The organism is Streptomyces sp. NPDC016309, from assembly GCF_043077235.1.
Taxonomy (GTDB): Bacteria; Actinomycetota; Actinomycetes; order Streptomycetales; family Streptomycetaceae; genus Streptomyces.
Genome location: NZ_JBIBSG010000010.1, coordinates 95,643 through 112,098, shown reverse-complemented (window position 1 = coordinate 112,098; position 16,456 = coordinate 95,643). Strand labels below are relative to the sequence as shown.

At 71.6% G+C, this 16,456-nt stretch carries 15 protein-coding genes; 5 read left to right on the top strand and 10 right to left on the bottom strand.

The annotated features are described in order from the left end of the window. Window positions 1-46: 46 nt before the first annotated feature. Window positions 47-658 carry a DedA family protein gene (locus ACF068_RS24995; RefSeq protein WP_392276528.1) on the top strand — a complete coding sequence of 204 codons (612 nt, stop codon included), beginning with the start codon at window positions 47-49 and terminating at the stop codon, window positions 656-658. Here the strand turns inward: ACF068_RS24995 and ACF068_RS24990 are convergent. From ACF068_RS24990 to ACF068_RS24980, 3 genes are all read right to left on the bottom strand, one after another. Continuing rightward, window positions 627-1,493 carry an HAD family hydrolase gene (locus tag ACF068_RS24990; protein WP_392276527.1) on the bottom strand — a complete coding sequence of 289 codons (867 nt, stop codon included), beginning with the start codon at window positions 1,491-1,493 and terminating at the stop codon, window positions 627-629. The two genes, ACF068_RS24995 and ACF068_RS24990, sit on opposite strands and share 32 nt — an antisense overlap. Further along, complete coding sequence (locus tag ACF068_RS24985) at window positions 1,490-4,021, bottom strand: phosphoribosyltransferase (protein ID WP_392276526.1); 2,532 nt, start codon at window positions 4,019-4,021, stop codon at window positions 1,490-1,492. The genes ACF068_RS24990 and ACF068_RS24985 overlap by 4 nt, the downstream gene beginning before the upstream one ends. Window positions 4,022-4,131: 110 nt before the next feature. After that, the gene (locus ACF068_RS24980) at window positions 4,132-5,295 is read right to left on the bottom strand and encodes an HpcH/HpaI aldolase/citrate lyase family protein (RefSeq protein ID WP_392276525.1); all 1,164 of its coding nucleotides are present in this window, start codon (window positions 5,293-5,295) and stop codon (window positions 4,132-4,134) included. Between the two features lie 176 nt (window positions 5,296-5,471). Between ACF068_RS24980 and ACF068_RS24975 the strand changes: the two genes are divergently transcribed. Further along, on the top strand, window positions 5,472-6,320 hold the full coding sequence (locus tag ACF068_RS24975; protein WP_392276524.1) for a TerD family protein: 849 nt from the start codon (window positions 5,472-5,474) through the stop codon (window positions 6,318-6,320). A gap of 108 nt (window positions 6,321-6,428) precedes the next feature. Here the strand turns inward: ACF068_RS24975 and ACF068_RS24970 are convergent, their stop codons facing one another. The 6 genes from ACF068_RS24970 to ACF068_RS24945 form a co-directional block, all read right to left on the bottom strand. Continuing rightward, window positions 6,429-7,172, bottom strand: coding sequence for a Tellurium resistance (locus ACF068_RS24970; RefSeq protein ID WP_392276523.1), 744 nt, complete (start codon window positions 7,170-7,172; stop codon window positions 6,429-6,431). A gap of 139 nt (window positions 7,173-7,311) precedes the next feature. Further along, entirely contained in the window at window positions 7,312-8,436 is a 1,125-nt protein-coding gene (locus ACF068_RS24965; RefSeq protein ID WP_392276522.1) for a DUF475 domain-containing protein, read from the bottom strand. A gap of 83 nt (window positions 8,437-8,519) precedes the next feature. Further along, window positions 8,520-9,095, bottom strand: a complete 576-nt coding sequence (locus ACF068_RS24960) for a TerD family protein (RefSeq protein WP_392276521.1) — start codon at window positions 9,093-9,095, stop codon at window positions 8,520-8,522. Between the two features lie 288 nt (window positions 9,096-9,383). Beyond that, window positions 9,384-9,959, bottom strand: coding sequence for a TerD family protein (locus tag ACF068_RS24955; RefSeq protein WP_064071174.1), 576 nt, complete (start codon window positions 9,957-9,959; stop codon window positions 9,384-9,386). A gap of 112 nt (window positions 9,960-10,071) precedes the next feature. Next, a complete protein-coding gene (locus ACF068_RS24950; RefSeq protein WP_392276520.1) occupies window positions 10,072-10,557 on the bottom strand; it encodes a peroxiredoxin in 486 nt (161 codons plus the stop codon). A 115-nt stretch (window positions 10,558-10,672) separates the two neighbouring features. Further along, a complete protein-coding gene (locus tag ACF068_RS24945) occupies window positions 10,673-11,104 on the bottom strand; it encodes a DUF3052 domain-containing protein (protein WP_392276519.1) in 432 nt (143 codons plus the stop codon). A gap of 450 nt (window positions 11,105-11,554) precedes the next feature. On the opposite strand from ACF068_RS24945, the gene aceE reads away from it, so the two are divergent. The 3 genes from aceE (at window position 11,555) to ACF068_RS24930 (ending at window position 16,019) form a co-directional block, all read left to right on the top strand. After that, entirely contained in the window at window positions 11,555-14,287 is a 2,733-nt protein-coding gene (aceE, locus tag ACF068_RS24940) for a pyruvate dehydrogenase (acetyl-transferring), homodimeric type (RefSeq protein ID WP_392276518.1), read from the top strand. Between the two features lie 51 nt (window positions 14,288-14,338). After that, a complete protein-coding gene (locus ACF068_RS24935) occupies window positions 14,339-15,187 on the top strand; it encodes a potassium channel family protein (protein ID WP_392276517.1) in 849 nt (282 codons plus the stop codon). A gap of 100 nt (window positions 15,188-15,287) precedes the next feature. Further along, window positions 15,288-16,019, top strand: a complete 732-nt coding sequence (locus ACF068_RS24930) for an alpha/beta fold hydrolase (protein ID WP_392276516.1) — start codon at window positions 15,288-15,290, stop codon at window positions 16,017-16,019. A gap of 124 nt (window positions 16,020-16,143) precedes the next feature. Here the strand turns inward: ACF068_RS24930 and ACF068_RS24925 are convergent, their stop codons facing one another. Beyond that, the gene (locus ACF068_RS24925) at window positions 16,144-16,452 is read right to left on the bottom strand and encodes a small hydrophobic protein (RefSeq protein WP_392276515.1); all 309 of its coding nucleotides are present in this window, start codon (window positions 16,450-16,452) and stop codon (window positions 16,144-16,146) included. Window positions 16,453-16,456 lie beyond the last annotated feature (4 nt).

Below are 16,456 nucleotides of genomic sequence, written 5' to 3'. Positions count from 1 at the left end.
CGGGATCTTCAGCGGGGCTTCAGCCACCGCTGCCTAGCGTGGGGCCATGGAACGCTGGATCAACGGCCTCATGGACACGCTCGGCGCGCCCGGCGCCGGACTCGCGATCGCCCTGGAGAACCTCTTCCCGCCGCTGCCCAGCGAGGTGATCCTGCCGATGGCCGGGTTCGCCTCGGCGACCGGCCGGATCGGTCTGGTCGCCGCGCTGCTGTGGACGACGGCCGGTTCGGTGATCGGCGCCCTCGCGCTGTACGGGGTCGGGGCGCTGCTCGGGCGGGAGCGGACCATCGCGGTGGCGAGCAGGCTGCCGCTGGTGAAGGTCTCCGACATCGAGCGGACGGAGGCCTGGTTCGCGCGGCACGGCACCAAGGCGGTGTTCTTCGGCCGGATGGTCCCGGTCTTCCGCAGCCTCATCTCCGTGCCGGCGGGCATCGAGCGCATGCCGCTGCCGGTGTTCCTCGGGCTGACCACGCTCGGCAGCGCGATCTGGAACAGCGTCTTCGTCCTGGCCGGTTTCGCGCTGGGCGACAACTGGGAGCAAGTCGGCCACTACGTGTCGCTGTACTCGAAGGTGGTGCTGGTGGTGGCGGCGGGCGCCGTGGTGGCGTTCGTGGCCGTCCGGCTCCTCAGGCCGGGGACGGACGCACGGCGGCGGTGAACCGGCGCAGGATCTCCTCCCCCGCGGCCACGCCCCGCTCCTCCAGCGCGTCGACGTGCCCGGCGCTCCAGCCGCTCTCGGCGAGCTCCCCGTGCCCGGGCCGCCAGCCCCGGTCGGCGGCGAGCAGCAGATCGGCGTCCAGCAGCGAGTCGCCGGCGGCCAGCACCCGGTCGGCCCCGGTCCGGCGGGCGACCTCGCGGACGGCGGCGCTCTTGGTGAGCGGCTGGGGCACGGCGTACACCTTGCGGCCCTGGAGGGAGACGGCCCAGCCGCGGGGCGCGGCCCAGGCGGCCAGTTCCTTCATCCAGCCGTCGGGCAGCAGGGCGCGCTCGACGACCAGGTAGGCGAAGAGGTCCTCGGCGACCCGGTCCTTGAGCAGCCAGGCCGGGTCGGCGACGGCCAGGAGGTGGGCGCGTACCTCGTCGAGCGTGGCGCACTCGTCGGCGAGGCGGGTGGCGACCGTACGCCGCCAGTCGGGGTCGGAGACGCCGTCGACGAGCAGGTGGCCGCCGTTGGCGCAGATGGCGTACGGCGCAGGGGGCCCGGGCAGCCGGATGCGGTGGTATTGCTCGCGGGTGCGGGTGGTGGTGGGGACGAAGAGGGCGTGCCGCGGCAGGTCGGCCAGCAGGGCGGCGGCGGTCTCGGTGACGTACGACAGCGGCTTGTGCTCGTAGGTCTCGACGCACAGCAGCCGGGGGGCCTCGGCGTCCGGCATGGTGAGGCCGAGGGCGGCGGAGCTGTAGATCAGGGTGCGGTCGAGGTCGCTGGCGATGAGCGTCGCCGAACCCGCCGAGGCCGCCGCCATGGGGGCGGCCGTGGTCGTGGGCGTGGTCATCGGCCGGTCACCGCCTTGCCGTCGGCGCCCGTCGCGCCCTTGGTGAACCGCGGGTGGATCAGCCCCACGCAGGTGTAGTGCAGGTGGTCGACCTCCTCGACGGGGACGCCGCGCTGCTCGGCGAGCAGGCGTACGTGGTCGAGGTCGGCACCCGCGCCGCGCTGGGCGAGGATCTTCCAGGGGACGCGGCGCAGCAGGACGCGGGTGGTCTCGCCGACGCCGGGCTTGACCAGGTTGACGTCGTGGATGCCGTACTCCTCGCTGATCCGCTCGACGGCCGCCCAGCCCTCCCAGGTGGGGGTGCGGTCGGTGGCGAGGAGTTCCTTGACGTCGGCGTCGACGACGGTGGCGACCTCGTCGAAGTGGGCGGCGACGGTGTCCAGGAAGGTGGTGGAGACATCGGCGCCGGCGAGTTCGCGGTAGAACTTCGCGCCGTGGTAGTCGTGCGGGCCGACGAGGTCGGCGCGCAGCACCGTACGGGATATGAGCCCGGAGACGGTGGAGTTGAGGCAGGCGGAGGGGATGAGGAAGTCCTCGCGGGTGCCGTAGGTGCGCACGCACGAGCCGGGGTCGGCCAGGACGGCGATCTCGGGGTCGAAGCCGGGGAAGTCCGCCAGGGCGGCGGCGAGTTCGCGGGTGATGGCGCCCTTCCCGGTCCAGCCGTCGACGAACACGACATCGGCCGGGTCGTGGTGGTGCTGGAGCCAGCGCAGCGCGTTGGCGTCGATGCCCCTGCCGCGCACGATGGACACGGCGTAGTGGGGCAGGTCGAGGCCGTGGCGGTGGAGTGCCCAGCGGCGCATGAGCACGCCGACGGGGGTGCCGGCGCGGGCGAGCGACACGAGCACGGGGCGGGGCGACCGCTCGGCCAGGACCGTCTCGGTGACGGTGCCGACGGCGCGGGCGATGCGGGCGGCCGAGGTGCCGAGGGCCGCGTGGAAGAGGGCCTGGTAGCGGTCGCTGGGCTGGTACTCCACGGGCAGCGACTCGGCGTAGTGGGCGCCGCCGCTCTGGATGGCCTCCTCCCGCTCCTCGGTCGGGGCCTCCAGCTCCACGTCGGAGAGGTCCTGGAGGAGCCAGCCGACCTCCTCGGGGGCGTAGGACGAGAAGGCGGGCCCTCGCAGGGGCTCGGGCAGCATCAGGGCACCTCGTGGGGTGTAGGACGGTACAACGGCGAGCAGGACGCGCGGTACGTGCGCGCCGAGCCGGGCCAGGAGGCCGTCGGGGGCGTGGAGGGCGGGGGTGTCGGCGGTCGAGTCGACGACGGCGACGACCGCGTCGAAGCCGGCGCCCGCGACGTTGTAGGCGTACCGGTCGCCGGGGCCGTCGGCGGGGTCGTCGTGGGCGGGGAACACCAGGCGGGTGCGTATCGCGTAGCCGGGGTCGTCCACGGCCAGGACGGGCGAGCGGGTGGTGGTGGAGAAGCGCACCTCGGCGCCGCCGCGCCGCTCCAGCGCGACGCCCAGCGCCAGGGGCGCGTACATGAGCTCCTCGCAGCCCAGCACCAGTACGCGCGGCAGGGCGGCCTCGCCGTGGCCCTCCCCCTGGCCCTGCCCCTGGCCCTCGCCGCGGCCCTCCCCGGCGGCCTCGCCGCGGGCGGCGACGGGGGCGAGCCCCAGGGCGTCGGCAACGCGTTCGGCCATGGCCGGGAGCGCGGCGTCCAGCCGGGCGCGGTGCGCGGGGGTGAAGCCGTGGCGGCCCCCGTCGGGGACGCCGTCCGGCCATCCCAGGTCGACGCGCCGCACGTCCGCGCGCTCGGGCTCCGCCCCGGAACCAGCATCGGAACCAGCACCCGTACCACCGGCCGGGCGCTCCGTATGCTCCGGGCGCTCGTGCGCGGCCACCAGGGCCTGGCCGCGTTCCAGGACGTCCTCGGGGAGGCGGACCGTGCCCGCGGCCAGGGTGACCAGGTCCACCCGGGCGCCGATCTCGGCGGCGAAGCCCGTGAGCCGGTCCCGGTCGGCGGCCGAGCGCATGTCGACGAGCGCGACGATCACGTACCGCTCGCGCGGGTAGCGGGCGTGCAGGGCCCGTACCGTGTTGAGCACCGTGTTGCCGGTGGAGAACTCGTCATCGACCAGCACCAGCGGTCCGCGGCCCGCCAGGAGCGCCGGATCCTCCGGGAGCAGGAGGTGCGAGGTGGCGTGCGAGTGGGCCTCCTCGAAGCCGCCCGCCCGGGGCACCCCTGGTACGGGCCGGCGGGTGGAGTGCAGGTACGGGGCCGTGCCCAGCCCGTCCGCGACCGAGTGGCCGAGACCGGTGGCCGTCTCCGCGTACCCGAGGACCACCGCGCGGGCGGCCTCGGCGGAGCCGAGCAGCTCCCGTACCCGTACGCCCAGGTCGTAACCCGACCGCCACACGACGTACGGGCTCTGCGGCACATGCTTGCCCAGCACCCGGGAGACGAGCAGGTGCGCCCGCTTCGGGTTGCGCCGCAGGGCCATGCCCAGCAGCTCGCGCAGCCCGGGGTCGCCGGTCAGCTCGACCCCGAGCCGCTCCGACACCCACGTACCCGACCAGACGCCCACGTTCTCGTTCTCCCTCGATGACAGCGATGACAGCGACGACGACGGCGACACCGACGACACCGACGACACCGGCGGACGCCACGACGGCGACGACCGCCGCCACGGCGACGTCATGTGACCAGTCCCGCGGCCAGCAGCTCCACGAAGCCCACGTCCTCCTTCGCCACGCCGAAGACCTCCGCCCGCAGCAGGGTCCGCTCGGCCCACGCGCGGTGCGGCTTCACTTCATTCATCTTGTTCGTGTACGCGCTGCGCAGCACCCCGCCGCCGCCCCGTTCCGGCCGCAGAATGTCCTGGGCATCGCTGAATTCCTCGTGGCTGACCACGGACAGCGCGTGCACCGGCAGCACGTGGGAGGGGTGGATGCAGGTCTTGCCCAGCAGTCCGTTGGCCCGGTCGAGCTCGATCTCGCGCAGCAGCCCGTCCATGTCGTGTTCGATCAGCGCGGTGCGCAGCGCGTCGGCGCGCTGCTCCATGAAGGGGCTGCGGCGTAGCTGTGGCTTGAAGATGCGCTCCTGGAGGCGGAAGTACTCCCAGACCGGCCCGGTGATGGTGAAGCCGGTGCCGTCGGACCGGCCGAGGACGTTGACCACGTCGGCGATCACTCCGGCGACGATCTGGACGTCGTAGGCGGTCATGTCGGGCGAGCGGCGCAGCCCGTAGGCGGAGCAGAAGTCGGTGACGCCGAGGCGCAGCGCGAGGACCCGGTCGCGGTACTTGTCGACGACGCGGCCGATCCCGGCGAGGGTCTCGCGGCGGCTCTCCAGGTGGAGCAGCTCGGGCGACTCCAGCACGGGCATGGCGAACAGCCGGCGGCCGCACATGTTCTCGGCCACGGCCAGGGCCTCCATGAAGGGCCCGCCGCGCTCCTCGGTGAACTTGGGCAGCACGAATCCGGACAGCAGCCGGGCGGACGGCCCGAGCCGCCGCACCAGGTCCCCCACCTGCCCCGCCTCCCGCACCCGGATGAAGAGCAGCGGGGTTTCCAGGCCACGTGCGCGCAGGTCGGCGAACTGCCGTACGAGGTTCTCCTCCGCTCCGGCGACCTCGCCGTCGTCGATGGAGTCCTCCAGGCACAGCACCATCGACACCACGCCGCGGTCGACCTGCTTGAGCACGTCGTCGGCGAGCCGCGGCCGGGTGGCCGGGCTGTACAGCGTGGCCCCGAGCGCGGCCGCGAGGACGCGGGCCGGGGAGGCGGCGCTGAACTCGCACGGTTCCCGGTGGAACAGGCCCGCCCGGGCAGTGGCCGGGATGTGCCCGAAATGACGCATGAGTATCCCCCGTACTGCCTCGACGGCCCTGACGACATGTGGCCGGTAATAGTACGTAGGGACGGGTGTCCCGGGTTCCCCCCGGGCGTGAACTTCAGGTAACTCGTCCGCTTCTCGCCCCTCCCGGGCGGCCCCCGCGTTGTCCGCGGCGTGGGCGGCCAGGCAGGATGTCGGACATGACGCACGCCATGCTGAAGGGCTCGAACGTCCCGCTCGACGCCGCGGCCGTACGGGCCGTACTGTGCTGGACCCCGGGCCCCGGGGTGCCGGACGTGGACGCCTCCGCCCTGCTGCTCGGCGCCGACGGACGGGTGCGTTCGGACGAGGACTTCGTCTTCTACAACCAGCCGCGCCACCCGTCGGGGCTGGTGCGGCGGCTGTCGAAGAAGCGGGTGCCGGAGGGGCTGACCGACACGGTCGAGGCGGATCTGGCGGCGCTGGACGCGTCGGTGGACCAGGTGGTGATCGCGGCGTCGTCGGACGGCGACACCTTCGAGCGCGTACGGGACCTCAGGATCCTGCTGTACGACGCGGGCCCGGCTGCCTCGGAGCCGCTGGCCGTCTTCGAGGTGAAGCCCGAGACGGGCGAGGAGACGGCCATCATCTGCGGCGAGCTGTACCGGCGCGGGGAGGGCTGGAAGTTCCGTGCGGTGGGGCAGGGGTACCCGACCGGGCTGATCGGTCTGGCCACGGCGTTCGGCATCTCGGTGGACGAGGCCGAGGAGGCGGGCGGTACGGACGGGGCCGGCGCGACGGACGGGCGGCCGGCCGGCGAGGCTCCGGCGACGCCCGCGTCCTCCCCGGTCACCGGGGCGTCCGCCGCCCCGACGGTGGCCACGGCGCCCCCGGCTCCGGCGACGCTTCCACCGCCCCCCGCGTCGCCCCCGGGCCCGGCGTACGGATACCCGCAGCCCGGCGCGGCGCAGCCCGCCTACGGATACCCGCAGCCCGCGGCGGCCGCCGCGCCGGCGCCGGACCCGAACTTCACCCTGCCGCCGATGGGGCCGCAGTTCGTCCGGCGCTGACGCCGCCGGACCCCGCGCCCGCCGGACCCCGCGCCCGGCAGGCGCCGGCACCGGCGGCCGTGGCGGCCCGGCCGCCTCCGCGAGGCCGAGGGGCGGGCCGTACGGGTGTCAGACCTTGCCGGCCTTGAACCCGCGGCCCCATTGCAGGCCCCAGCCGTACAGCCGGTCCAGCTCGGCCTGGAAGCCGTACACGAACCGCACCTCCCGTCGGACCACCAGCTCGTCCTTGACGTTCTCCAGCAGGAAGACCGCGCAGGAGCGGGCCTGTGGGGCGCGCTCGTCGAGCTCTATCTCGATGCGCGGCCCGTTGCTCGGGTAGAGCGTCATGGTGGCGTGCGTGCGGTCGAACGCCGGGGTCTGGTCGTAGATGTAGACGAAGAACAGCAGGCGCTTGATGGCGTCCCGGTGGTCGAGGTTGACGAAGATCGTCTCGCCGGACGGCGCGCCGAACCGGTCGTCGCCGCTGAGCTTCACGTACGGCGCCGCGTTGAGGTCGCCGAAGAAGCCGCCCAGTGGCTGGACCACGCCCTTGGTGCCGTCCTTCAGCTCGTACAGGCAGCCGATGTCGAGGTCGACGTTGACCACGCCCTGGGTGTGGGCCTGGACCACCTCGGGCTTGAAGAGCTGGAAGGGGTGCCGCAGCAGCCGTCCGCTGCGGCGGGACCGGCCCTCGATGTCGGAGGTGCGCATCCGCCAGGAGAGGTTGACGCGCAGGTTGCCGGTCGCCGCTCCCTGTTTGGTGAGCGAGACGGTCGGGCGGCGCTTGGTCAGGTCGATGGAGTTCGACGAGGCGCTGCCCGAGTCGAACTGCGCCGCGTTGTTGTTGCGCAACAGGCTGTCCCAGAAGGCCATGCCCCCACCCCCAGTCGTCCGGTTCCCCTCGGGATCCGCTCGGATACGCGTGCGGGGCGGCCGGGAGCACCCGGCCGCCCCGCAACGGAAGCGTTCCTCGTTGCCGGGGCCGCCACACTCCGGCGGGCCCCGGCGAATGTCACACGGAGACGTGCGTCTGGTCGTCCGCCCCCTGGGCCTCCAGCGCCTTGTTGCGGCGTACGGAGGACAGGAAGGACGCGGCGATCAGGATCACGCCGACGAGGCCGGTGACGATCTCGTTGATCTCGTGCTGGATGGTGACGAGCAGGATCACGGCGAGGGCGCCGATCGCGTAGTGCGCGCCGTGCTCCAGGTAGACGTAGTCGTCCAGGGTGCCCTGGCGGACCAGGTAGACCGTGAGCGACCGGACGTACATCGCGCCGATGCCGAGGCCGAGCGCCATCCAGAAGATGTGGTTGGTGATGGCGAAGGCGCCGATGACGCCGTCGAAGGAGAACGACGCGTCGAGGACCTCGAGGTACAGGAACAGGAAGAAGGCCGCCTTGCCGGCGAGGCCGACGGCGGAGACGGGCTTGCCGGCCTTCCTGGCCTTCTCCTCCTCCTCGTGCTCGCGTTCCTCTTCCTCCTCCAGCTTGTCCTCGAAGTAGCCGGACAGGCCGCCGACGACGAGGTAGGTGATCAGGCCCGCGATGCCGGACAGCAGGACGGTGGCCGTCTTGTCGGCGTGGCCGGAGCTGGTGTGGGCCTGGGTGGCGAAGGTGAGGGCGGTGATCAGCAGGACGATCAGCGCGATGCAGACCGACAGCATGTCGACCTTGCCGAGCTTGGCCAGCGGCCGCTCCAGCCACGCGAGCCACTTGTGCTCCCGCTCCTCGAAGACGAAGTCGAGGAAGATCATCAGCAGGAACATGCCACCGAACGCGGCGATCGCGGCGTGGGCGTCGGTGACGAGGTCCTCGTACTGCTCGGGCTGGTCCATCGCGAGCTGGACCGCTTCGATCGGTCCGACGTTGGCGCTGATGGCGACGATCACGACGGGGAAGACCAGCCGCATGCCGAAGACGGCGATCAGGATGCCGACCGTCAGGAAGATCTTCTGCCAGAAGGCGTTCATCTTCTTGAGGATCCCGGCATTGACGACCGCGTTGTCGAACGACAGGGAGATCTCGAGGACGGACAGGATCAGTACGATCCCGAACGCCTCCCAGCCCCACTGCCAGGCGGCGAAAGCGAGGCCGAGCGCCGTGATGGCGAACGACCAGCCGAAGGTTTTCAGAACCACTGGCTACCCAATCGTGTTAAGTACGGGTACGGGTCTCCCCCGCGCCGTGCGCGCCGGGTCTTGAACGAACCCGGAGACGTGCTTTAGGAAACATTGACCCCGAAGTCTAGAGCGATGCCCCTCAGACCCGATGCGTACCCCTGTCCTACGGCCCGGAACTTCCATTCTCCGCCGTACCGGTAGAGCTCGCCGAAGATCATCGCCGTCTCGGTCGAGGCGTCCTCGCTGAGGTCGTAGCGCGCCAGTTCCTGGCCGTCGGCCTGGTTGACGACCCGGATGAAGGCGTTGCTGACCTGGCCGAAGGTCTGGCCGCGGTTGTCGGCCTCGTGGATGGACACCGGGAAGATGATCTTGTCCACGTGTTCCGGCACCCGGGGGAGGTCGACGATCAGGGACTCGTCGTCGCCCTCGCCCTCACCCGTGAGGTTGTCACCGGTGTGCTCGACGGAGCCGTCGGGGCTGGTGAGGTTGTTGTAGAAGACGAACCATTCGTCGCCGAGCACCCTGCCGTTCTGGCACAGCAGCGCGCTGGCGTCGAGGTCGAAGGGCGCTCCGGTGGTGGAGCGCGCGTCCCAGCCGAGCCCGACCAGCACTTGGGTGAGGTTGGGTGCGGCCTTGGAGAGGGAGACGTTGCCTCCCTTGGCGAGCGTGACGCCCATGATGGTGATTCCTCCCCTGAGATCTGCTGCTGCGTGGTCCCGGGGGCGGCCCCCGGACCCACCGGCCCGGTCACGGCCCGGCCGGTGCGCCCGGGCCCGGGGCCGCGGTCACGCGAGCCCGGGGCGGGCGGTGAGGCACGTCCGGCGCCGCACGGAAGCGTGCGGCGCCGGACGGAACTGCTCGGCGGTTCGACCCCGCCGGAGCGCGGCCGGAGCTGGTGGAGCGCGGCCGGAGCGCCCCGGTGGCACCCCCGCCCCGGTCGGGGCCGGCGGTGTGCCGGGGGTGGGTCAGACGTTGACGCCGAAGTCCTGCGCGATACCGCGCAGGCCCGAGGCGTAGCCCTGGCCCACCGCGCGGAACTTCCACTCCGCGCCGTTGCGGTACAGCTCGCCGAAGACCATGGCGGTCTCCGTCGAGGCGTCCTCGCTCAGGTCGTAGCGGGCGATCTCGGCGCCGCCGGCCTGGTTCACGACGCGGATGAACGCGTTGCGGACCTGGCCGAAGGACTGCTGGCGGGTCTCGGCGTCGTAGATCGACACCGGGAAGACGATCTTGGCGACGTCGGCCGGGACGTTGGCCAGGTCGACCTTGACCTGCTCGTCGTCGCCCTCGCCCTCACCGGTGAGGTTGTCGCCGGTGTGCTCGACCGAGCCGTCCGCGCTCTTCAGGTTGTTGAAGAACACGAAGTCCTGGTCGTTGCGGACCTTGCCCTCGGCGTTGACCAGGATGGCGCTGGCGTCGAGGTCGAAGTCCGTACCGGTGGTGGTGCGGACGTCCCAGCCCAGACCGACGGTGACTGCCGTCAGGCCCGGGGCCTCCTTGGTCAGCGAGACGTTGCCGCCCTTGCTGAGGCTGACTCCCACGAGTCCCTCCATTGGTTTCCAGGGGCAGCGCCCCCGTCGTGCGTTGGCATCGGATCAACGACTGGATCCTAGTGACCGGTTCCCGTCGTGAGCAGGCAGTTGCGCCGAAGAATCAGAGGGTGTCGAGCGCCGCGACGTACTCGTTGAGGTCGCGGGCGTCCGGCAGGCCGTTGACGACCGTCCAGCGGACGACGCCCTCCTTGTCGATGATGAAGGTGCCGCGCACCGCGCAGCCCTTCTCCTCGTCGAAGACGCCGTACGCGCGAGAGACCTCGCCGTGCGGCCAGAAGTCCGACAGCAGCGGGTACTCCAGGCCCTCCTGCTCGGCGAAGACCCGCAGGGTGTGGATCGAGTCGTTGGACACGGCGAGGAGCTGGGTGTCGTCGTTGACGAACGTCGGCAGCTCGTCGCGGAGCGCGCACAGCTCGCCGGTGCACACGCCGGTGAAGGCGAAGGGGTAGAAGAGGAGCACGACGTTCTTCTCACCGCGGAAGTCCGCGAGCGACACGGTGCGGCCGTGGTTGTCCTTCAGCTCGAAGTCCGGGGCCTTGGTGCCGACCTGAACAGGCGCGGTCGTCTCGATCGCCTCGATCGCCATGACAGAAAGCATCCCTTCACTGGGTCTCGTGGGGACCCACCCTACGCACAGGGCCCCCGCCGACGGATGTCGGCGGGGGCCCCGGTGGCTGGCTGGTGGCCGGCGGGCGAGCGGCTCAGCGCTTGCCGGACTTCGGGGTCACCAGTCGGCTGCCGGTCCAGTCCTTGCCGGCGTTGATGCTCCGGGTCTGCGAGAGGCCCGCCGTCTGGGCGGCCTCGTTGATGTCGCTGGGCTCGATGTAACCGTCACGGCCGGTCTTGGGCGTCATGAGCCAGATCTGCCCACCCTCGTCGATCAGACCGATGGCGTCGACCAGCGCGTCCGTGAGGTCGCCGTCGTCGTCACGGAACCACAGCAGTACGACGTCGGCGACGTCGTCGTAGTCCTCGTCGACGAGATCCTGGCCGATGACGGCCTCGATGCCTTCACGGAGCTCCTGCTCGACGTCGTCGTCGTAGCCGATCTCCTGGACCACCTGTCCGGGCTCGAACCCCAGCTTCGCCGCCGGGTTGGTCCGCTCCTCCGCGTGGTCCGCGGTCGCGCTCACGGCTTGCCTCCTGATCGTTTTTTGGGAAGTGCTTCGGCCGCGCGCGTACGCGTGGCATTGGGCGTAGTCCACACGTGCGGGGCGGATCGCGCAAGTACCCGGCGAGCGAGACCGCCGAAACGGTGACTTTTGGGGCCGTCTCGCCGCAACTCCAGGCACCTTCCCGTCCACGCCCGCGCTACACGCCACGGCTCTTGACCCACTTTATTCGCTTCTACTCCTTCCGTGCGCCCGTGAGGGTCGAACGGCCGAACGGAACGCATGGCCGGGTTGGGCGTATGGTTGCGATTTGACCAGCGCCTTCCGGTGACCCGGGCCCGGATGAGGCGCCCCGTGGGGGTTACCCCTCGGTAAAGATGACGTTTACGCCCATGGGGTACACGATGGTGGCGGCGCGACCGTACTGCTGACATTCCACTGCCGTAGGCTCCACCGAACAGAAGGAACAGCGTGGCTTCCGGATCCGATCGCAACCCGATCATCATTGGCGGCCTTCCCAGCCAGGTCCCGGATTTCGATCCCGAGGAGACCCGGGAATGGCTTGACTCCCTCGACGCCGCCGTGGACGAGCGCGGCCGCGAGCGGGCCCGCTACCTGATGCTCCGCCTGATCGAGCGGGCGCGCGAGAAGCGCGTGGCCGTGCCCGAGATGCGCAGCACGGACTACGTCAACACCATCGCCACCAAGGACGAGCCGTTCTTCCCCGGCAACGAGGAGATCGAACGGAAGGTACTGAACGCGACCCGGTGGAACGCCGCCGTCATGGTGTCGCGCGCGCAGCGCCCCGGGATCGGGGTCGGCGGTCACATCGCGACGTTCGCCTCTTCCGCGTCCCTCTACGACGTGGGCTTCAACCACTTCTTCCGCGGCAAGGACGAGGGCGACGGCGGCGACCAGATCTTCTTCCAGGGCCACGCGTCGCCCGGCGTCTACGCGCGCGCGTTCCTGCTGGACCGGCTGACCGAGGCGCAGCTGGACGCGTTCCGCCAGGAGAAGTCGAAGTTCCCGAACGGACTGTCGTCGTACCCGCACCCGCGGCTGATGCCGGACTTCTGGGAGTTCCCGACCGTCTCCATGGGCCTCGGCCCCATCGGGGCGATCTACCAGGCGCGCATGAACCGCTACATGGAGGCGCGCGGGATCGCGGACACCTCCACGTCGCACGTGTGGGCGTTCCTGGGCGACGGCGAGATGGACGAGCCGGAGTCGCTCGGCCAGCTCTCGATCGCGGCCCGCGAGGGCCTCGACAACCTGACGTTCGTCGTCAACTGCAACCTCCAGCGGCTCGACGGCCCGGTGCGCGGCAACGGCAAGATCGTCCAGGAGCTGGAGTCGCAGTTCCGTGGCGCCGGCTGGAACGTGATCAAGCTGGTGTGGGACCGCTCCTGGGACCCGCTGCTGGCCCAGGACCGCGACGGCATCCTGGTGAACAAGCTGAACACCACGCCGGACGGACAGTTCCAGACGTACGCGACGGAGACGGGCTCGTACATCCGCGAGCACTTCTTCGGTGACGACCACCGGCTGCGGGCGATGGTCGAGGGCATGACCGACGACCAGATCCTGCACCTGGGCCGTGGCGGTCACGACCACAAGAAGATCTTCGCGGCGTACAAGGCGGCCGTGGAGCACAAGGGCCAGCCGACGGTGATCCTGGCGCAGACGGTGAAGGGCTGGACCCTCGGCCCGAACTTCGAGGGCCGCAACGCGACGCACCAGATGAAGAAGCTGACGGTCGACGACCTGAAGCGCTTCCGCGACCGGCTGCACATCCCGATCAGCGACCAGCAGCTGGAGAGCGGCGTCCCGCCGTACTACCACCCGGGCCGGGACTCGGAGGAGATCCAGTACATGCACGACCGCCGCAAGGCGCTGGGCGGGTACGTCCCGACCCGGGTCGTGCGGGCGAAGCCCCTGGCGCTGCCGGACGACAAGACGTACGCGGCGGTCAAGAAGGGTTCGGGGCACCAGTCGATCGCCACGACGATGGCGTTCGTGCGGCTGCTCAAGGACCTGATGCGGGACAAGGAGATCGGCAAGCGGTTCGTGCTGATCGCGCCGGACGAGTACCGCACCTTCGGTATGGACTCGTTCTTCCCGAGCGCCAAGATCTACAACCCGCTGGGCCAGCAGTACGAGGCCGTGGACCGTGAGCTGCTGCTCGCGTACAAGGAGTCGCCGACCGGGCAGATGCTGCACGACGGCATCTCGGAGGCGGGCTGCACGGCGTCGCTGATCGCGGCGGGCTCGGCGTACGCCACGCACGGCGAGCCGCTGATCCCGGTGTACGTCTTCTACTCGATGTTCGGTTTCCAGCGGACCGGCGACCAGTTCTGGCAGATGGCCGACCAGCTCGCGCGCGGTTTCGTCCTGGGCGCGACCGCGGGCCGTACGACGCTGACCGGTGAGGGGCTCCAGCACGCGGACGGCCACTCGCAGCTCCTCGCCTCGACGAACCCGGCGTGCGTCGCGTACGACCCGGCGTTCGGCTTCGAGATCGCGCACATCGTCAAGGACGGTCTGCGCCGGATGTACGGCGAGGAAGCCGAGGACGTCTTCTACTACCTCACCGTGTACAACGAGCCGATCCAGCACCCGGCCGAGCCGGCGGACGTCGACGTGGACGGCATCATCAAGGGCATCCACCGCTTCAAGGCGGGTGAGGCGGGGTCGGTCCCGGCGCAGATCATGGCGTCCGGCGTTGCCGTGCCGTGGGCGCTGGAGGCCCAGCGGATCCTCGCCGAGGAGTGGGACGTGCGGGCCGACGTCTGGTCGGCGACCTCCTGGAACGAGCTGCGGCGCGACGCCGTGGCGGTGGAGGAGCACAATCTGCTCCACCCGGAGGAGGAGCAGCGGGTTCCGTACGTGACGCGGAAGCTCTCCGGCGCGGAGGGCCCGTTCGTGGCCGTCTCCGACTGGATGCGCTCCGTGCCGGACCAGATCTCCCGCTGGGTGCCGGGGACGTACAGCTCGCTGGGCGCGGACGGCTTCGGCTTCGCCGACACCCGTGGTGCGGCACGCCGGTACTTCCACATCGACGCGCAGTCGATCGTGCTGGCCGTGCTGACCGAGCTGGCCCGGGAGGGCAAGGTCGACCGGTCGGCGCTGAAGCAGGCGGTGGACCGCTACCAGCTCCTGGACGTGGCGGCGGCCGACCCCGGCGCCGCCGGCGGCGACGCGTAACGCCCGTCACGCGGGGGGCTCCGGCCCCCCGCACCCGCCTACCATTCCGGCATGAAGGAACGCTGGGAAGCACGTACCCAGACGCCGCTCCTGGCGCTCGCCCTGGCCTTCGGCATCGCGTACGCGGTGCCGATCGTCATGCCGGACGCCGAGCCGTGGGTCCACTCGCTGTGCACGTCCGTGGAGTGGGTGGTGTGGGGCGCGTTCGCCCTGGACTACGCGGTGCGGCTGCTGCTCGCCCCCTCCCGGTGGCTCTTCGTGCGCGGCCATCCGCTCGACCTGGTGGCGGTGGTGCTGCCGCTGGTCCAGCCGCTGCGGCTGCTGCGGCTGGTCTCGACGCTGATGCTCGTGGGCCGGCGGGCCCGGATGGCCTCGCAGATAACGCTCACCATGTACGTGGCCGGGTCGGTGGTGGGGCTGCTGATGTTCGGCTCGCTGGCCGTGCTGCACGTGGAGCGCGACGCCCCGCACGGGAACATCAAGACGCTGGGCGACGCGGTGTGGTGGTCGTTCACCACGATGACGACCGTGGGCTACGGGGACCACGCGCCGACCACGGGGCTCGGGCGGCTGCTGGCCGTGGGCCTGATGCTGTCCGGGATCGCGCTGCTCGGTGTGGTGACGGCCAACATCGCCGCGTGGTTCATCTCCCGCTTCGAGCGGGACGACGAGGAGGAACGCCGCCAGAGCGCGCTTCTGGAGGCGCTGGCCCTGGAGATCAGGGAACTGCGGGCGGAGGTCGGCCGGCTCTCGGGCACCGCACCCGCCGCACCCGGCGTGCCCGCCGTGCCCGGCCCGGGGGTGCCCGGCGTGCCCGCCGTGCCCGGCCCGGGGGGCGTACCCGGTCCGGCCACGTCGTCGACCGCCCCGGAGCGAACCGCCCCGGAGCGGACCCCGTAAGGGACGGGTGGCCATCGGGGACGGGCCGGGACGGGCCAAGGCGGGCTTCCGGTGCGGGCTGTACAGTCCGTCGGGCAGGCCGCTGATCTTGGGGGGATCCATGACGCCGCAGGACGCACCACCCATTGTCTTCGTGCACGGGACGCGGTTCAGCGCGGGCCAGTGGAGCCCGCAGATCGCCGCGCTCCGCGACGACTTCCCGGTGGCCGCCGTCGACCTGCCCGGGCACGGGGCCCGCTCCGCCGAGCCGTGGAGCCTCCGCGCGGCCACGGACGTCATCGCGGATGCGGTGGACGCGCTCGGCCGGGGGCCGGCTCTGGTCGTCGGGCACTCGCTGGGCGGCTATGCCTCGCTGGAGTTCGCCCGGCGGTGCCCGGAGCGGCTGCGGGGCCTGGTCCTCGCCGGAGCCAGTGCCTCCACCCGGGGCCCGTGGGCGACACCGTACCGATGGGTGTCGCGGCTGGTGCCCAAGGTGCCGGAGGACCGGCTGACCCGGTGGAACGACCGGTTGCTGCGCCGGCTGTACCCGCCCGAGCTGGTGGAGCCGACCATCCGCGCCGGTTACGCCTTCCACACCCTGCCCGCCGCGTGGGACGAGGTGCTCGGCCGCTTCGACGCGGGCGACATGCGCCACGTGGCGGCTCCGGTACTCATCCTGAACGGGGAGAAGGACACCGTCTTCCGGTCCGGGGAGCGGGACTTCGCCCGGGCACATCCACGGGCCCGTGTCGAACTGGTGCCGCGCGCCCGGCACCTGGCCAACTTCGACGACCCGGCGGCCTTCACGGACGCGGTGCGCCGCTTCGCCCGGCAGGTGGCCGTCCACGGCTGACCGGCCCTGGGGCCGCCCGGTGAGGCACCCGTACGGCCGCGGCGCGGGGCCCGCCCCGGGGCAGGAGGGTGCCCGGGGCGGTCGCCCTGACGCGCGGCGCCCGGGGGCGCCGGTGCGTTCGGGTTCAGAGGATGCCGCTGCCCGGGGTGCCGGCACCGGCCAGCCAGACGAGGGCCAGGACGGTGTCGATCGCCCCGAGGACGAAGGCGACCAGCGCCGGAAGGTGATCGTTCGCCCAGCGCCGGCCCATGCCCAGCCAGCCGCAGACGATCGCCACCGGGCCGAGGACGATGCCCAGCACGAAGAATCCGGCGACCGCGCAGACCAGCCCGACGATCCCGAGCGTCGCGCGATCCGGCCCGGTCCGCGACCACATCCGGCCGCGTGAGCGGGGGCTCCTGCGCGAACGCGAGGTGTACCCGAAACTTCCCATGGCC